The organism is Serratia sp. JKS000199 (assembly GCF_900215455.1).
Classification (GTDB): Bacteria; Pseudomonadota; Gammaproteobacteria; order Enterobacterales; family Enterobacteriaceae; genus Serratia; species Serratia ureilytica.
Genome location: NZ_LT907843.1, coordinates 455,190 through 472,659, shown reverse-complemented (window position 1 = coordinate 472,659; position 17,470 = coordinate 455,190). Strand labels below are relative to the sequence as shown.

The window sequence follows — 17,470 nt, the reverse complement described above, 5'->3', positions numbered from 1 at the left end:
GCGGCTGCATGAGTACGCTGTTCATCGCAGATCTGCACTTGTGCGCACAGGAACCGGCAATCACTGCCGGTTTTCTGCGTTTTTTACGGCGTGAAGCGGTGCACGCCGACGCGCTGTACATCCTCGGCGACCTGTTTGAAGCCTGGATCGGCGACGACGATCCCGAGCCGCTGCACGCGGAGATCGCCGCGGCGCTGAAAGCGCTGCAACAGGCCGGCGTGCCCTGCTATTTCATCCATGGCAACCGCGATTTTCTGCTCGGCAAGCGCTTCGCCCGCGCCAGCGGCATGCAGCTGCTGCCGGAAGAAAAAGTGCTGGAGCTGTACGGCCGCAGGATCCTGATCCTGCACGGCGACACCCTGTGCACCGACGATCAAGCCTATCAGCAATTCCGCCGTAAAGTGCACAACCCGCTGATTCAAAAACTGTTCCTCGCGCTGCCGCTGCGCTGGCGACTGAAGATCGCCGCCAAGATGCGCGCCCGCAGCCAGCAATCCAACCAGTACAAGTCGGACGCCATCATGGACGTCAACCCGCAGGCGGTCGAGCAAACGATGCTGCGCCACGATGTGCACTGGATGATCCACGGCCATACCCATCGCCCGGCGGTGCATCGGCTGGCGTTGAGCAACGGCGAAGCCCATCGCGCGGTGCTGGGTGCCTGGCACGTCGAAGGATCGATGATCAAAGTCAGCGCCGACGCCGTCGAGCTGATCCAATTCCCGTTCTGAGTTCCGCACTGGCACGCGGGTGAAAATTCGCGCTTTCGCCGGTGAAAACCGGCGACGCAACCGTTTTCCTTACCGTGCGCTCATGGTATGCTCTACGCCCTCATTCGGCCCTCAGCCGACGCCAGACAAATCACAGGAGCCTTACACCCATGGGAGCCAACGCCGCTTCAGCCGCCAATGCCGGGGCTAAAATCGCAATTGTAATGGGATCGAAAAGTGACTGGGCCACCATGCAGTTCGCCGCCGAAGTCCTGACCCAGCTCGATGTCCCCTTCCATGTCGAAGTCGTTTCCGCTCACCGCACGCCGGACAAGCTGTTCAGCTTCGCCGAGCAGGCTGCCGCCAACGGCTTTGACGTGATCATCGCCGGCGCCGGCGGTGCCGCGCATCTGCCGGGCATGCTGGCGGCGAAAACGCTGGTGCCGGTGCTGGGTGTTCCGGTGCAAAGCGCCGCGCTGAGCGGCGTGGACAGCCTCTACTCCATCGTGCAGATGCCGCGCGGCATTCCGGTGGGGACGCTGGCGATCGGCAAAGCCGGCGCCGCCAACGCCGGGCTGCTGGCGATGCAGATCCTGGCACTGCACGACGCCGCCCTGGCGCAGCGTTTGGCGGACTGGCGTCAGGCGCAGACTGAAGACGTTTTGAACCACCCCGATCCGCGGGAGGACGCATGAAGCCGGTTTGCGTATTGGGCAACGGTCAGCTGGGGCGCATGCTGCGCCAGGCCGGCGAACCGCTGGGCATCGCCGTCTACCCTGTCGGCATCGATGCCGAACCTGAGGCGGTGCCGTATCAGAACAGCGTCATTACCGCCGAGATTGAACGCTGGCCGGAAACCGCGCTGACGCGCGAACTGGCGACTCACAGCGCCTTCGTCAACCGCGACATCTTCCCGCGTTTGGCGGATCGCCTGACGCAAAAGCAGCTGCTCGATCAGCTCGGCCTGGCGACCGCGCCGTGGCAGCTGCTGGCGAGCGCCGCCGAATGGCCGCAGGTGTTCGCTGCGCTGGGCGAGCTGGCGATCGTCAAACGCCGGGTCGGCGGCTATGACGGCCGCGGCCAGTGGCGCCTGCGTCCGGGGCAGGAAGCCGAACTGCCGGCCGATGCCTATGGCGAGTGCATCGTCGAGCAAGGCATCAATTTCTCCGGCGAAGTGTCGCTGGTGGGCGCGCGCGGCCACGACGGCCGTTCGGTCTTCTACCCGCTGACCCACAACCTGCATGAAGACGGCATCCTGCGCGCCAGCGTGGCGCTGCCGCAGCCCAATCCGGCGCTGCAGCAACAGGCCGAGCAGATGCTGGCGGCGATCCTGAACGAGCTGAACTACGTCGGTGTGATGGCGATGGAATGCTTTATCGTCGGCGATCGACTGTTGATCAACGAACTGGCGCCGCGCGTGCACAACAGCGGCCACTGGACGCAAAACGGCGCATCCATCAGCCAGTTCGAGCTGCACCTGCGCGCCATCCTCGGCCTGCCGCTGCCGCAGCCAGTGGTGAGCACGCCGTCGGTGATGGTCAACCTGATCGGCACCGCCGTCAACGAACAGTGGCTGTCGCTGCCGCTGGTGCATCTGCACTGGTATGAGAAAGAGGTGCGCCCGGGCCGCAAGGTCGGCCACCTCAATCTGAACGACCCGAGCGCCGCCGATCTGCATCAGGCGCTGCAGGCGCTGGCGCCGCTGCTGCCGGGCGAATACCAAAGCGGGCTGGCCTGGGCACAGCAGAAGCTGGCTTAACGGTTTACACCGCCGAAAAGAAGAAGGTTCAGCCCAGGCTGAGCCTTTTTTATTGCCGCAAAGATCAACGCGAGCCGATATTACGCAACGGTTTGCCGGCCATCAGATTGCGCTCAATGTGTTCCAGTGAAATATTTTTGGTTTCCGGGATCAGCGCCAGCGTGATGAAAACAAACAGCACGTTAAGCCCCGCGTAAACCCAAAAGGTGTGAGCGCTGCCCAACGAATTCAGCATGGTCAGGAACGTCGCCCCCACGATCATATTGGCTATCCAGTTAGTGGCGGTGGAACAGGTGATGCCGAAATCGCGGCCTTTCAATGGCTGGATCTCTGAGCACAGCACCCAAATCAGCGGGCCGGCGCTCATGGCAAAGCCGACGATAAACATCAGCAGCATGACGATGGCGAAATATTGCTCCGCCGCCGAGTTCATGCCGATGTTCATCATGGTGCCCAGCGCCCCCATGCCGACGGCCATCACGATAAACCCAAGGATCAAAGTGGGCTTGCGGCCCCAGCGGTCAACCAGCCCAATAGCGATAAAGGTGGCCAGCACGTTGACCAGACCGACGATCACCGTGCCCCACATCTGCTGTTCCGTACTGGCGAAGCCCGCCAGACCGAAAATCTTCGGCGCGTAATACATGGTGACGTTCATCCCGGTAAACTGCTGCATCACCTGAAGAAGAATGCCAAGGAAAACCGCGCGGCGGAAATTTTTATTGCCTTTGAACAACGCCCAACCGCTTTGCTTCAGTTTGAGGCTTTCACGAATTTCATTCAGCTCATACTGCGCCTGGGCACTGCTGTCGCGCAGCTTCTCCAACACCTGACGCGCTTGCTCATGGCGATTACGCGAGGCCAACCACCGCGGGCTGTCAGGCAAAAAGAACACGCCGACCAACAACAGCCCGGCCGGGATGGTGATGACGCCCAACATCCAGCGCCAGGCGCCGGTATAGCTGAATGCCGTATCAGACAGGTAAGCGGCCAGAATGCCGATGGTGATCATCAATTGATACATCGAGATCATGCTGCCGCGGATTTTCTCCGGCGCGATTTCAGAAAGATAAATCGGCGCGGTATAAGAAGCGATCCCCACCGCCAATCCCAGCAGAATACGTGAAACGATCAACACCTCCACGTTGGGAGCGAACGCAGAACACAGCGATCCCGCCACGAAGAGGATTGCGCCGATCATCAAACTGTATTTGCGCCCCAGCCGGAAGTTCATCCAGCCGCTGCCGATGGCGCCGACGGCGGCGCCAAACATCATTGAGCTGACCACCCACTCCTGCTGAGAGCTGGTGATCTGAAAAGTATCGGTAATAAACGGCAGGGCGCCGGCGATCACGCCGATATCAAGACCGAACAGCAGGCCGGCCAAGGCGGCTAAAAAACAGACGAAAAAAGTCATGCCGACATGAGTCGGGCTTTTCTCCGCCGGTGTCACTTTGACGGTATCGCTCATACAGCCTCCAGGAGAAAACGGTCATCAGTGTGCGACATGATAGGAGGCAATGCGTCGGAGATAAGTGAGTGCGATCACATTAGTGAAAACGGTTACATTCCATTAAATCTTTTTAGGCCGTTTTTTATGGCGGATGAATTCACTTAATACATGCGTAACCCTCTAAATCAATGCGTAAAACAGGCGAAGTCAGCCAACTATCCGCTACACCGATGACCAATGGCAAACGTATCGATATGACATAAATGTAATCGATTTCACAATGAATGGGCATGAAGAGGAATTGCGCCAGTGACGCGCGAAAGAAAATCGGCAGGCCCGGCCACGCTTGGCGGCAACGGGCCTGCGATCGCCAGATCAGCCATCATAACTGCGGAACAGCGCCCGGCCGCGCAGCAAACGCACGCCCAGCCAGCCGCCGCACAGCGACAGCAACAGCGCGCTGGCCAGCGGCAGCGCCCACCACAGCACCGGCGTCGGCGTCCACGGGAAGTCGAACACCCGGCTTTGTAGCAGCCACAGCGCCGCCTCGGCCCCCACCGCCGCCGCGATGCCCGCCACCAGCCCCAGCAGGGCAAACTCGCACCACAGCGTGCGGCGCAGCAGCCGTTTACCGGCGCCCAGCGTGCGATAGACCACCAGCTCCTGCCGCCGCTGACGCATGCCGACCTGCACCTGCGCCAGCAGCAGCAGGCCGCCGCACAGCACCACCAGCACCACCATCACCTCCAGCGCGCGGCTGACCTGTTGCAGCACGCCGCCGACCTGTTTCAGGATCGCGCCGATGTCCAGCAGGCTGAGCGTTGGGAACTGGCGGTTGAGCTGGGTCAACATCCGGCCATCGCCGTCGTAGCGGAAGCTGGTGAGCCAGGTCTGCGGCTGGCCGTCCAGCGCGCCCGGCGGGAAGATAAAGTAAAAGTTCGGCTTCAGGCTTTCCCAATCCACCTGGCGCAGGCTGGTGACTTTGGCGCTGAACGCCTGGGTATCGCCGCTGAAGGTCAGCGTGTCGCCCAGCTTGATCTTCAGCCGCCCGGCGATGCCTTCATCTATCGAGACTTCGCCGCTTTTCGGCGGCCAATTGCCCGCCACCAACGGATTGTGATCCGGCAGCTCGGCCAGCCAGGTCAGGTTCAGCTCACGGTTCACCGCCTCGCCGCCCGGATCGTCCTCATGCACCCGTTCGGTCGCCACCTGCTGGTTTATCTCGGTCAGACGCACCCGGACGATCGGGTAATAGGTTTCCGGTTTGATCTGGTGCTGCTGCAGGAAGGTTTTCACCTGCGGCACCTGCGCCTCGGTCATGTTGAGCAGGAAATAGTTCGGGCTGTCCGGCGGCAGCTGTTGCTGCCAGCGTTCGAGCAGATCGCCGCGCAGCACCAACAGCAGCGCCAACAGCATGAACGACAGCGAGAACGCCGCCAACTGGCTGATGGTCACCCACGGCTGATGCAGCAGGCGGTTGACCGCCAGCCGCAGCGCCAGACTCTTGAGCGTGATGCGGCGCAACAGCAGCAGGCTGCCCCACCCTATACCGCCCAGCAGCAGCGCCAGCACCGCCATGCCCGCCAGGATCGCCCACAGCAACGTGCTGGCTCCCATCAGCAATACCAACAACGCGACCACGATCGCGGCCGTCACCGGCAGGAAGTAGCGCAGCGGCCAGACGTTGGCCGCCACATCGCGACGCAGCACCCGCAGCGGCTGGGTGGCCAGCAACTGGCGATACGGCCGCAACCCGACCAGCAGCGAAATCAGCACCAGCGCACCGAGCGCCCACAGCCACGGCCAGACGCCGGCGGCGGGCAACGCGGCCGGCAACACCGGCTTCAGCAGGCGAATCAACAGCGCCTCGAACGCCAGCCCGATCGCCCCGCCGCACACCGCCGCCAGCGCCATCACCGCCAGCCACTGGCCGACGATCAATTTGCGCAGCGCGCCGCGCCCGGCGCCAAGGGTTTTCAACACCGCGATCAGATCGTAGCGGCTGCGGCAATAGTGGCTCATCGCCACCGCCACGGCGGCGATCGACAACAGCAGCGTCAGCAGGGCCGACAACAGCAGGAACTGTTGGGAGCGCTGCAGCGACTTGCCCAGCGCGCTGCCGGATTCCTGCAGCCCGAACCAGCGCTGATCCGGCGTCAACTGCGGCGTCAGCCGTTCTTCGTAACGCTGAATATCCGGCTCGGCGCCGGCGAACATGTAACGATAGGTCAGGCGGCTGCCCGGCTGCACTGCGCCGGTCTTATCGACGTCCGCCAGGTTGATCATGATGCGCGGCGCGGTCTGGAATGGATTGAAACCGGCGTCCGGCTCCTGAATGATTTCACCGGCGATGCGCAGCGTGGTGTCGCCCACCTCCAGCGAATCCCCCACTTTCACGTTCAGCAGCGCCAGCAAACGCGGCGCCACCAGCACGCTGCCCGGTTCGGGCTGGATGTTGGCCGGGCGCGTTTCCAGCTTGCCGTACAGCGGATAGGCCAAATCGGTGGCTTTCACGTCCGCCAGCTGCGGCCGATCGCCGGCATAGGTCATGGTGGTGAACGACAGCTGACGGCTCACCTTCAGCCCTTGTTGCTGCGCGTCCAGCAGCCAGCCTTCCGGCACTGGATGCGCGCTGCGCAGCACCCGATCGCCGGCGATAAAATCGCGGCTCTGCTGGCTGAGCCCTTTGTCCATGCGATCGCTGATGCTGCCCAGCGCCAGCACGCAGGCGACGGAGAGCGTCAGCGCCAGCCACACGATCAGCAGCGACGGCGAGCGCCATTCGCGCCAGAACCAGCGCCAGATCATGCTTCCTCCCACAGCTTGCCTTCGCGCAGCCGCAGCCGCCGCTGGCAGCGCGCCGCCAGGGTTTCGTCATGGGTCACCAGGATCAGGGTGGTGTCAAAATCGCGGTTGAGGGAAAACAGCAGGTCGGCGATGCGATCGCCGGTCTGACGATCGAGGTTGCCGGTCGGTTCATCGGCGAACAGCACCCGCGGTCGGCCGCTGAAGGCGCGCGCCAGCGCCACGCGCTGCTGCTCGCCGCCGGACAGCTGCGCCGGCAGGTGATCGAGCCGTTTCCCCAGCCCCAACTGCTCGAGCAGCTGCACCGCCTGCTCGCGGCTCTGTCTGTCGCTCTCGCCGCGCAACAGCGCCGGCAGTTGCACGTTCTCCAGCGCGTTCAGCGTCGGCACCAGCATGAACGACTGAAACACGAAGCCGACATTCCTGGCGCGCAGCGCGGCGCGCCCCTCTTCGTCCAGCGCGGTCAGCGACTCGCCGAGCAAGCGCACCTCGCCTTCGCTGCCGTCATCCAGCCCGGCCAAAATGCCCAGCAAGGTCGATTTCCCCGATCCGGATTCGCCGATCAGGGCGATCGTCTGCGCGGGTTTGACAAGCAGCTCGACTCCGGTAAGGATGGTGAGCTGATGCTCACCCTGACCAACGTGTTTACTAAGATGATGAACTTCAAGAACGTTTTCCGCTGGCATCTTCCCTTCCTTTTGCTGTTGGGATTATTCAGTTTACGCGCTGCCGCCGCCGATACCTTGTTGATTTTAGGCGACAGTTTAAGCGCCGGTTACCGCCTGCCGATCGAGCGGGCCTGGCCGACGCTGTTGGCCGAACAGTGGCAGAAAAAACCGGGCGCGCCGCAGCTGGTCAACGCCAGCATCAGCGGCGACACCGCCGCGCAGGGGCTGGCGCGTCTGCCCGCGCTGCTGAAACAGCATCAGCCGCGCTGGGTGCTGATTGAGCTGGGCGCCAACGACGGCCTGCGCGGCTTCCCGGCGCAGGACGTACAGCGCGATCTCGGCCAGATCATCACGCAGGTGCAGCAGGCCGGCGCACAGCCGCTGCTGATGCAAATTCGCATCCCGCCGAACTACGGCCGCCGCTATACCGAGGCGTTCAGCGCCGTCTATCCGGCGCTGGCCAAACAGTTCAACATTCCGCTGCTGCCGTTCTATATGGAACAGGTGGTGGTGAAGCCGGAATGGATGCAGGATGACGGATTGCACCCCAATGGGGACGCCCAGCCGTTTATCGCCACCTGGATGGCGGAGCGCCTGGAACCCCTAGTAAAACATGAGTCTCACTAAATTAGGGTCGTACACTAGGTAAAGTTATGCAAAAAGCGGTATTGATAACCGGCTGTTCCAGCGGGATTGGACTGATTGCGGCGCAGGATCTGCGCAACCGCGGCTACCGGGTGCTGGCTGCCTGCCGCAAACCGCAGGACGTGGAAAACATGCGCCAGCTCGGGCTGGAAGGCATCGAGCTGGATCTGGACGACAGCGCCAGCGTCGAGCGCGCCGCCGCCGAGGTGATCGCGCTGACCGACGGCCGCCTGTACGGCCTGTTCAACAACGGCGGTTTCGGCGTTTACGGCCCGCTCAGCCGCATTTCGCGCAGCCAGCTGGAGCGGCAGTTCGCCACCAACCTGTTCGGCACCCACCAACTGACCCAACTGTTGTTGCCCGCGATGTTGCCGCACGGCGAAGGGCGCATTATTCAGACCAGCTCGGTGATGGGCCTGGTCTCCAGCGCCGGGCGCGGCGCCTACGCAGCCAGCAAGTTCGCGCTGGAGGCCTGGTCGGACGCGCTGCGCATGGAACTGCACGGCAGCGGCATTCAGGTCAGCCTGATCGAACCGGGGCCGATTTCCACTCACTTTAGCCAGAACGTCAACCAGGCGCAAAGCGACAAGCCGGTGCACAATCCCGGCATCGCCAAGCGCCTGACGCTGCCGCCGGAGGCCATTCTGCCCAAATTGCGCCACGCGCTGGAAAGCCCGCGCGCCAAATTGCGCTATCCGGTGACCCTGCTGGCGCACGCCATGAGCGTGCTGCGCCGCATTTTGCCGGGCCGCTGTCTGGATTGGCTGCTGCGCGGCAACGCTTAATTCGCCCGCCGGGGTTGAAGAATGGCGGCGCGCCCCCATCTACACCCCATGGCTCCGCACGATCAGAGAGAAAAAAGATGCTAGCTCAAGCTGTTGTTGATATTAACGAAACTAACCTGCACCAGACGCTGGAACAATCGATGTCCATTCCGGTGCTGTTCTACTTCTGGTCCGAGCGCAGCCAACACTGCCTGCAGCTCACGCCGGTGCTGGACAAGCTGGCGGCGGAATACGCCGGTCAGTTCATTCTGGCCAAGGTGGACTGCGACGCCGAACAGATGATCGCCTCCCAATTCGGGCTGCGTTCGATTCCGACGGTCTACCTGTTCAAAGACGGCCAGCCGGTCGACGGCTTCCAGGGCCCGCAGCCGGAAGAAGCGATCCGCGACTTGCTGCAGCGTTTCCTGCCGAAGGAAGAAGATCTGAAACTGGCGCAGGCGCAGGAACTGCTGGCCGCCGGCAACGCCGCCGAAGCGCTGCCGCTGCTGAAAGACGCCTGGCAGAGCAGCCAACAGCGCAGCGACATCGGTCTGACGTTGGCCGAAACCCAGATCGCGCTCAGCCGCAGCGAAGACGCTGAAGCGGTGCTGGCAACCATCCCGCTGCAGGATCGCGATACCCGCTATCAGGGCCTGGTGGCGCAGATTGAACTGTTGAAGCAGGCGGCGGACACGCCGGAAATCCAGCAGCTGCAACAACAGGTGCAACAGCAGCCGGACAACGTCGAACTGGCGGTGCAGCTGGCGCTGCAGCTGCATCAGGTCGGGCGTAACGAAGAAGCGCTGGAACTGCTGATGGGGCATCTGAAGAAAGATCTGGCCGCCGCCAACGGCAACGCGCGCAAGACCCTGATGGACATTCTGGCCGCACTCGGCACCGGCGACGCACTGGCCGCTAAATATCGCCGCCAGCTATACTCCCTGCTGTACTGATATCCGTCATACCTGAAGCTGCATCCAGGCGGCAAACGTGAGAAGCCCTGGGAGCTTAGATAACTAAGTGACCAGGGGTTCGAACGTGCAGCCAACAACGATGCGGCGGGAAAGACGAAGGGATATCAACGATAGACCCGCACCCCGCCCTCCACGCCCGCCGGGCTGAACAACACCTGCCACAGCTGAATGTTGCGCGAACGGAACGCGCCGGCGCAGGCGTTCAGGTAATAGGTGAACATGCGTTCGAAGCGCTCGGAATAACCGCCCATCAGATCCGGCCACGCCCGTTTGAAATTCTCCAGCCAGGCCATCAGCGTGCGATCGTAATCAGCGCCAAAGTTGTGCCAATCCTCCATCACGAAACGCCCTTCGCTGGCCTCGGCGATATGCCGCACCGAAGGCAGGCAGCCGTTGGGGAAGATGTATTTGTCTATCCAGGCGTCAACGTTGAGATCGGTCTGATTGGAACCGATGGTGTGCAGCAGGAACAGACCGTCGGGCTTCAGGTTGCGCGCCGCGACGCTAAAATAGGTCTCATAGTTTTTCGGCCCGACGTGCTCGAACATGCCGACCGACACGATGCGATCGAACTGGCGATCCAGATCGCGGTAATCCTGCAGCAAGATCTCGACGTCCAGCCCAGCGCAGCGTTCCTGCGCCAGCTTCTGCTGCTCGGCGGAAATGGTCACACCGTGCACCGAGACGCCGTAGTTTTGCGCCGCAAACTGCGCCAATCCGCCCCAGCCGCAGCCGATATCCAGCAGCGTCATGCCCGGTTTCAACTGCAGTTTTTCGCAGATCATCCTGAGCTTGGCCTGCTGCGCCTGCTCCAGCGTCTGCGCCTCTTTCCAGTAGCCGCAGGAGTATTGCATATAAGGATCGAGCATCGCCCGAAACAGGTCGTTGCCGATGTCGTAGTGCTCTTTGCCCACCTGCCAGGCGCGCTTGCGCGATTGGCGATTGAACAGCCGGGCATAGGCGATGCGCGCGATGTCGCTCAGGCTTTTCGGCAGCCGTTCATCGACGCCGGCCTGCAGAATGCGGGTGAACAGCATGTCCAGCCGTTCGCACTCCCACCAGCCGTCCATATAGCTTTCGCCGAAGCCGAGCGAGCCTTCCTGCAAAATGCGTTTGAACAGCGCCGGGTTATGCACCCGGATATCCCAGGCGCGCGGGCCGTTGATGGCGACGCCGGCTTCCGCCAACATCTCCTCCACAATGCGATACCAGCGATCGTTCTTCTGGGCGAGTTCATCAACACTGAGCGAATCCATAACAATCCTTGGCCGAAATGTCATTTCAAAAAGCATAGTCGCAAATGAAAATGACAAATTTTTGACGGTAAACACGGGGGTGTTTTTACTCTAGCCAAGGCGAGCAACATCATGAAATGAATAAAAATTATTGAAATCATGCCATTTAGGCATACTTATCCGCGCCAACGCGGGCGCGGATAAACCGAAGGCGGCTAAGGTAAAATAGAGGTGCCGGCCTGGCCCGCCAGCACCGCGTCGATATCCTGCAGGCCACCGATATGCGCCGTTCGCCCGGTGCGATCGACGAAGCGGCTGACCGCCATGATCTTCGGCCCCATGGCGCCGTCCGCCACCGCCATCGGCGCCAGCTCCTGCGTGGTGGCGCGCCGAATGGCACGCTGGCGCGGCGTGCCCCACTCCTGGTACACCGCGTCGGCATCGGTGAGGATCACCAGATGATCGGCCCCCACCTGCTCCGCCAACAGCGCCGCCGCCAGATCTTTGTCGATCACCGCTTCGCTGCCCGTCAGCCCATGCTCGCCGGCGATCATCGGGATACCGCCGCCGCCGTTGCAGATCACGATGTGCCGCTGCGACAGCAGCAGCGTGATCGCCTCGATGTCGAGGATTTTTTGCGGCGCCGGCGAAGGCACCACCCGGCGAATGTAGTTACCGTCCGCCTTCAGCGTCCAGCCGTATTTGGCCTCCAGCGCCTGCCGCTGTTCCGGCGCATACACCGGCCCGATGAACTTGCTCGGCGCCTGATAATCCGCATCCTGCGCGTCCACCAGCACCCGCGTCAGCAGCGTGGACACCGGCTGCTGCGGATGGCTGGCGCTCAGCTGCTGCGCCAGCATATAGCCAATCATGCCCTGGCTTTCGGCCACCAGAATATCCAGCGGATAGGGCGGCACATCGCGGTACGCCAGGTTCTGCAATGCCAGCAGCCCCACCTGCGGGCCGTTGCCGTGCACGATGGCGATGCGGTATTTCTGCGCCAGCTTGCCGATGGCATCGGCGATGAGGGCGATGCTCTTATACTGATTTTCCGCAGAGAGCACGGCTCCGCGCTGCAACAGGGCGTTGCCGCCCAACGCAATGACCAAGGTTTTCATGGTTTGCACCCGTAGTTGAAATCATACCGTCCCGGCCGGATCCGCGATCCGGCCCTCGTGTTCACACCGCGCGCCGCACAGTGCGTTAATCGTCGTCACCCCCAGCCACACGCCCAGCAGCGTGTCCGCTCCCGAAAAGTGCCCCAGGCTCAGCACCGCCTCCACCGCCGCCGATACGTCTTCAGGCGCCCGCAGCCCCTGCGCCAACGCATGCAGCGGCGTGGCGAACACGCCCTGCTCGGCGTAGCGCAGGTAGTGCGCGCTCACCAGAGTGGTCAGCGCGTCCAGCGGTGGCGTCTGGGCGAAAAACGGCGCCAGTCCGGCGATCCGGATTCGGCTGTCGAGGTGCGCGCTCAGCAGCAGGCCGAGCAAGGTGTCGTCGTTGCTCGGCGTCAGCCCCGGCCCCTTGCCCAACACCTGGCGCCAGTCGACCACGCCGCCCCGCAGCCAACGGGAGAACTCCCGCACCAGCCCGGCCGGTTCCGGCGTTAACGGCTGCTTCACCAATCGGCCCAGCTCGCCGTGCAACCCGCACTGCGCCGTGCAGCGCTGCAATACTGTCGTCAGCGGCCGATCGGCGATGACCGCCGGCGGCGCCAGTGCCAGATCCCGCGCCGCCGCGTCGGGCCGGACAAGGAGCGCATCCAACGTGATGCCTGCGGCGGAAAAAGCGCAGCGACGCGCGGACGGCGCCGCATCACGCACGCGGTCGAAATCCCGCGTACCGAGCTGCCAGCCCATCGGGCTCAGGCCACTGCCGGCGCGGTGCAGCGTCAGCAACTGCGCGTTTTCCGTCAGGAAATTGATCGCGTTGTTGAAGCTGCCGACGCAGCGCAGCGCGCCGTAATCCTGCGTCGCATGTCGGCTGCCGGCCAACGCGATAATGTCCATACGCGCCTCCGTTCGCTTACGCCGTGATGCCGAGCTTATCGGCCAGCGCTTCGATCGCTTTCTCGAAGCAGTCGAGCGGTGCACGCACCGTGCCGGCACCAATTTGCCCGACGCCGGCTTCGCGGTGGGCGATGCCGGTGTTAATCAGCGGCGTGATGCCGGTTTCCACCACCCGCCGGGCATCCAGCCCCAGGCAGGCGCCCTGGAAGTCCCAGGTCGGGATCTGCAGCATCATGTTGCGCTCGAGGTAGATCTCCGCCATTTCCTCAGAGATGTCGGTGGCGGCGCTCATGCCGCCGGAAGCCCCGACGAAGCGCGTCACGCCCGGGGCCGCGACCATCGCCGCGCCGCCAATGCCGAAGGTTTCGGTGATCGCGCTGTCGCCGATGTCCGGGTTGGCGTCCGCCTGGCTGAAGCCGGAGAAGAACAGCCCTTCCGGCGTATTGACGGGGGCGGTGAACCACCGATCGCCCATGCCGCTGATCTTGATGCCGAAGTTCTTGCCGTTGCGGGTCATTACCGTGACGATGGTGCCCTGCTCAATTTCCGCTCCCGCATCCATCGCCGCCTTGCAGTAAGCCATCGCCAGATTGAGGAAGAACTGATCGGTGATGCTGAGGAATTGCATCACCTGCGCCAGCTCCGCCTTATCGCGAGGCAGCAGGCTGATCTCCGGTGCCAGCCTGCGCATCAACAGCGCCGAGGCCGCGATATTGCGCTGGTGGAATTCGTCCCCCATGCTGATCGCCTGCGCCATCAAGGCGGTCAGATCGATCCCTTCGTCCAGCGTCGCCAGCACCGCTTTCAGCACCGGGGCCAGCGAGTCGCGCATCCAGCGCAGGCGCTGCTGCACGTCCTCACCGTAGGCGCCGAAGCGCATCACTTTGCCGATGCCTTCGTTCATGTTGCAGTAGGCGTAATTGCCGTGAACGGTGTTCCTAACCACCACCATCGGCATGTGGGCCGAGGTGATACCGCCCATCGGCCCCACCGCACTCACGCTGTGGCACGGGATAAACTCGATTTCCCCCTGCTCCAGCAGCGTCAGCGCCTGCTGCTCATCCTGCGCCCAGCCTTCAAACAGGCAGGCACCGATGCAGGCGCCGCGCACCGGGCCGCTCATTTCTTGCCAGGTGACCGGCGGGCCGGCGTGCAGCAGCTTGCGCCCTTCGGCCAGCTGCGGGATCAACCGATGCGCCAGATCCACATCCTGCCAGTGCGGGCGCGCCTCGCGGATACGGGCGATAACGGCGGCGTTTGCTTGCTCAATCGTTGCGTACATAGCGGTTCCTCACTTTAATTTTTTCAAGATGTTGGCTAATCGTTGATCGCCACCGGCCACCGGCGCCCACGGGTAATGCACCACCGGGATATCGCTGGTTTGCAGGTCATCGGCGAAGCTGCGCAGCCCGGCGTTGATCACCGCGACGCCGTCCAGCAAGGCCGGCCGTTCGCGTTCAGGTGCGGGTAAGACGGGGGTAATCAGCTGATGCGCCAGCGCGACCGCCGCCGGCAGCGACGGCATCACCGCGATGCCGGCCTCCTGCAGGGTGGCGATTTGCCGCGAGCGCTGCTGCGGATCCTGTTCGGTGCCGGTGACGGTGGCGATCGCCGCCAGCGGGTGAGCCGCGCCGCGCGCCATGCGCACGTTGGCCACCTCGGCCGCCAGCGACGCCGCCGGATCGTCCTGGGCGCCGAAGCCGATCACCACGTCCAGCAGCAACACGGCGGTCTGCGGCTGCTGCGCCAGGCGGGCGATCTCTTGATTGCGCGCGGTCGGGTCAATCATCGGGTGGGGGCGCCCCTGGGTATAAAAGTCATCGCCCATGTCGATGATGCGATGACCGTCGGCCACCAGCATGGCGCCGCGCGGGTGCTCGCTATCCACCGGCAAGCGCAGTTTTTCCGCCAGCAACATCGCGCATTCGGCCGCCAGCGTGCCGCCGGCGTACAGTCCGGCGATTTTTCCGCCGGGCACCGCGGGCTGTTGCGCCGCCTGTTGCTGCACGCAGCCCAGCATCGCCGCCAGGCGCGCCGCTTCATCCAGCGTGGCGGCGAACGTGATGTTGCCATCCTGGCGCACGGCGTACTGCGCGCCGAGGAACAGCGCCACCACCGGCTTGCCGAGCGCTTTCATTTCGTCGATCACCCGCTGGCGCACTTCGGGCGCCGGCGGTTTGGACACGAACGCCAGCACAAGACTCTGCGGATCCGCCGCCAGCATACGCAGCGCGCTGATGGCGCTGATGCCGCCGATCTCCGCCGTCAAATCCCGCCCGCCGAGGCCAATGGCGTGCGAGATGCCCTGGCCTGCCAGCGTAATTTGCGAAATAAGCTCCTGAATGCCGGTGCCGGAAGCGCCGATCACGCCGATGGATCCGGCGGGCGCCACGTTGGCGAACGCCAGCGGCGCACCGGCGATGCAGGCGGTGCCGCAGTCCGGCCCCATCACGATCAGCCCACGCTCACGCGCCTTGGTTTTCAGCGCCACTTCCTGCGCCGGGCTGACGTTGTCGGAGAACATCATCACGTTGCAGCCGTCTTCCAGCGCGCTATCCGCCAACTCCGCCGCGTATTCGCCGGCGATCGAGATCAGCGCCAGATTGGCGGCGGGCAGCTTCTGGCGGGCGGTGCGCCAGCTGCGCGCCCGCAGCAGTTTTTTGCCGCCCTGGCTCCCCTGCGCAATCGCCTTGAGCGCCGTCTCCAGCGCCGCACCGATCTCCTCGGCGATCGTCTCGTCGGCGGACTCCGCCTTGATCGCCACGCAAATATCGTTCGGCGTCGCTTCGCTAAACTGCGGGTGCCAGAAACAGGTCACCTCCAATAAGGATTTATTGGCCGGCGTCCCCATCATGACGGATATTTCCTCGACCTTGGGAGATTCACTGAGTTTGCGGGAGATCAACATCAGGCTGACGGAATCCTGAAAGCTCCCCTTTTTAATAAAAGCATGGATCATGGTGATATCCTTAAGACAGCATTTAATAATATCGGCAATATTTCCCGCACCGGCGGCACGGCGATGCATTGAATCCAGCGAAAAGGTTAATTATCAAGCTACAAATTAAAATCACGCCCTGAGGTGAGTACGGTCACACTTTATCTATTGTTAGAAAAAATAACTTAATCACCTGAATATTAATTAATCCAGACGGGAAAAATCATTTATAAAAAAACTTCTAACAATGGCAATTTAATTCAACGAATTTTTAATCCAATCGGATAAAACGCATCTGGATCACATTATTCCCCCCCGGTATTTATACATTACAACGCAGAGGCGAATTAAATAAACCGTAGTGATAAAAGGACTGTATATGAAGGTCTCTAAACAACAATTACATCAGCTTATCCAGCAAAAAATTCACGCTGCCGGCCTGAGCCAGGAACACGCCGGCATCGTCGCCGATGTGCTGGTTCATGCCGATGCGCGCGGCATCCACTCCCACGGCGCGGTCAGGGTCGAATACTATTCCGAACGCATCAGTAAAGGCGGCACCAACAATCACCCGCATTTCACCTTTGAAAAAACCGGCCCCTGCAGCGCCATTTTCGACGGCGACAATGGCGCCGGGCACGTGGCGGCCAAGCTGAGCATGGATCGCGCCATCGAGATGGCGAAAGAGAACGGCGTGGCGGTGGTGGGCGTGCGCCGTATCGGCCACAGCGGGGCGCTGTCGTACTTCGTGCAGCAGGCGGCGCGCGCCGGCATGGTCGGCATTTCGCTGTGCCAGTCCGATCCGATGGTGGTGCCGTACGGCGGCGCCGAAGTCTACTACGGCACCAACCCCATCGCCTTCTCCGCGCCGGGCGAAGGCGACGAGCTGATCACCTTCGATATGGCCACCACCGTGCAGGCCTGGGGCAAAGTGCTGGACGCCCGTTCGCGCAACGCCGCCATTCCCGACACCTGGGCGGTGGACGCCGAGGGCAAGCACACCACCGATCCGTTCGCCGTCAGCGGGCTGCTGCCGATCGCCGGGCCGAAAGGCTACGGCCTGATGATGATGGTCGACGTGCTGTCGGGCATTTTGCTCGGCCTGCCGTTCGGCAAACACGTCAGCTCGATGTATCACGATCTCAGCGCCGGCCGGGAATTGGGCCAATTGCATATCGTGCTGAACCCGGGTTATTTCACCAACGAATCCGCATTCCGTAAAAATATCAGTCAGGTCATGAAAGAATTAAATTCCGTTAAACCGGCGCCGGGCGTCAGCAAAGTGCTTTACCCGGGGCAGAATAGCCATGCGCGTGAAATGGAAAGCGAGAAAAACGGTATCGAAATCGTCGACGATATTTATCAATACTTAATTTCAAATGCTATTTACCAGCGTTCTTACGACCATAAAGATCCCTTCGCCAGTTAACGCACTCTTATTATCGTGGGCTTTTTGCGCCGCGGCTCGCGGTTGATATGACAGAGCCGGGGAGAAAAAGAAAACCTTCAT

At 62.4% G+C, this 17,470-nt stretch carries 15 protein-coding genes; 7 read left to right on the top strand and 8 right to left on the bottom strand.

Annotated elements, in window-relative coordinates; genetic code table 11:
- Nucleotides 1–8 precede the first annotated feature (8 nt).
- The 3 genes from CPH57_RS02280 to purK all read left to right on the top strand — a co-directional run bounded on the left by CPH57_RS02280 (nt 9) and on the right by purK (nt 2,469).
- Nucleotides 9–731: a UDP-2,3-diacylglucosamine diphosphatase gene (locus CPH57_RS02280; protein ID WP_033642139.1), complete on the top strand. Its 723-nt coding sequence runs from the start codon at nt 9–11 to the stop codon at nt 729–731.
- Nucleotides 732–880: 149 nt separating this feature from the next.
- Nucleotides 881–1,405 carry a 5-(carboxyamino)imidazole ribonucleotide mutase gene (gene purE, locus CPH57_RS02275; RefSeq protein WP_004940188.1) on the top strand — a complete coding sequence of 175 codons (525 nt, stop codon included), beginning with the start codon at nt 881–883 and terminating at the stop codon, nt 1,403–1,405.
- Complete coding sequence (gene purK / locus CPH57_RS02270) at nt 1,402–2,469, top strand: 5-(carboxyamino)imidazole ribonucleotide synthase (protein WP_069100256.1); 1,068 nt, start codon at nt 1,402–1,404, stop codon at nt 2,467–2,469. Before purE ends, purK begins: the two co-directional genes overlap by 4 nt.
- Before the next feature lie 64 nt (nt 2,470–2,533).
- Here purK and CPH57_RS02265 read toward each other — a convergent pair whose 3' ends face one another.
- From CPH57_RS02265 to ybbA, 3 genes are all read right to left on the bottom strand, one after another.
- Nucleotides 2,534–3,940, bottom strand: a complete 1,407-nt coding sequence (locus CPH57_RS02265; RefSeq protein ID WP_033642138.1) for a sugar porter family MFS transporter — start codon at nt 3,938–3,940, stop codon at nt 2,534–2,536.
- A 357-nt stretch (nt 3,941–4,297) separates the two neighbouring features.
- The gene (ybbP, locus tag CPH57_RS02260) at nt 4,298–6,730 is read right to left on the bottom strand and encodes a putative ABC transporter permease subunit YbbP (RefSeq protein ID WP_060659844.1); all 2,433 of its coding nucleotides are present in this window, start codon (nt 6,728–6,730) and stop codon (nt 4,298–4,300) included.
- Nucleotides 6,727–7,413 carry a putative ABC transporter ATP-binding protein YbbA gene (ybbA, locus tag CPH57_RS02255; RefSeq protein WP_004940192.1) on the bottom strand — a complete coding sequence of 229 codons (687 nt, stop codon included), beginning with the start codon at nt 7,411–7,413 and terminating at the stop codon, nt 6,727–6,729. The genes ybbP and ybbA overlap by 4 nt, the downstream gene beginning before the upstream one ends.
- Here ybbA and tesA point away from each other — a divergent pair.
- The 3 genes from tesA to CPH57_RS02240 all read left to right on the top strand — a co-directional run bounded on the left by tesA (nt 7,384) and on the right by CPH57_RS02240 (nt 9,757).
- Nucleotides 7,384–8,022, top strand: coding sequence for a multifunctional acyl-CoA thioesterase I/protease I/lysophospholipase L1 (tesA, locus tag CPH57_RS02250; protein ID WP_162997219.1), 639 nt, complete (start codon nt 7,384–7,386; stop codon nt 8,020–8,022). The genes ybbA and tesA overlap by 30 nt on opposite strands.
- Before the next feature lie 26 nt (nt 8,023–8,048).
- The gene (locus CPH57_RS02245) at nt 8,049–8,825 is read left to right on the top strand and encodes an SDR family oxidoreductase (RefSeq protein ID WP_096241989.1); all 777 of its coding nucleotides are present in this window, start codon (nt 8,049–8,051) and stop codon (nt 8,823–8,825) included.
- Between the two features lie 77 nt (nt 8,826–8,902).
- Nucleotides 8,903–9,757: a co-chaperone YbbN gene (locus tag CPH57_RS02240; protein WP_025160052.1), complete on the top strand. Its 855-nt coding sequence runs from the start codon at nt 8,903–8,905 to the stop codon at nt 9,755–9,757.
- Between the two features lie 125 nt (nt 9,758–9,882).
- Here the strand turns inward: CPH57_RS02240 and cfa are convergent, their stop codons facing one another.
- The 5 genes from cfa to fdrA all read right to left on the bottom strand — a co-directional run bounded on the left by cfa (nt 9,883) and on the right by fdrA (nt 15,981).
- Complete coding sequence (cfa, locus tag CPH57_RS02235) at nt 9,883–11,034, bottom strand: cyclopropane fatty acyl phospholipid synthase (protein WP_033642134.1); 1,152 nt, start codon at nt 11,032–11,034, stop codon at nt 9,883–9,885.
- A 194-nt stretch (nt 11,035–11,228) separates the two neighbouring features.
- The gene (locus CPH57_RS02230) at nt 11,229–12,131 is read right to left on the bottom strand and encodes a carbamate kinase (RefSeq protein ID WP_047025725.1); all 903 of its coding nucleotides are present in this window, start codon (nt 12,129–12,131) and stop codon (nt 11,229–11,231) included.
- A 21-nt stretch (nt 12,132–12,152) separates the two neighbouring features.
- The gene (locus CPH57_RS02225) at nt 12,153–13,022 is read right to left on the bottom strand and encodes a DUF2877 domain-containing protein (protein ID WP_052764897.1); all 870 of its coding nucleotides are present in this window, start codon (nt 13,020–13,022) and stop codon (nt 12,153–12,155) included.
- Between the two features lie 16 nt (nt 13,023–13,038).
- Complete coding sequence (locus tag CPH57_RS02220) at nt 13,039–14,304, bottom strand: DUF1116 domain-containing protein (protein WP_096241988.1); 1,266 nt, start codon at nt 14,302–14,304, stop codon at nt 13,039–13,041.
- 9 nt (nt 14,305–14,313) lie between these two features.
- Nucleotides 14,314–15,981, bottom strand: a complete 1,668-nt coding sequence (gene fdrA, locus CPH57_RS02215) for an acyl-CoA synthetase FdrA (protein WP_096241987.1) — start codon at nt 15,979–15,981, stop codon at nt 14,314–14,316.
- Between the two features lie 358 nt (nt 15,982–16,339).
- Between fdrA and allD the strand changes: the two genes are divergently transcribed.
- A complete protein-coding gene (gene allD / locus CPH57_RS02210; RefSeq protein WP_060420327.1) occupies nt 16,340–17,389 on the top strand; it encodes an ureidoglycolate dehydrogenase in 1,050 nt (349 codons plus the stop codon).
- Nucleotides 17,390–17,470: the final 81 nt, after the last annotated feature.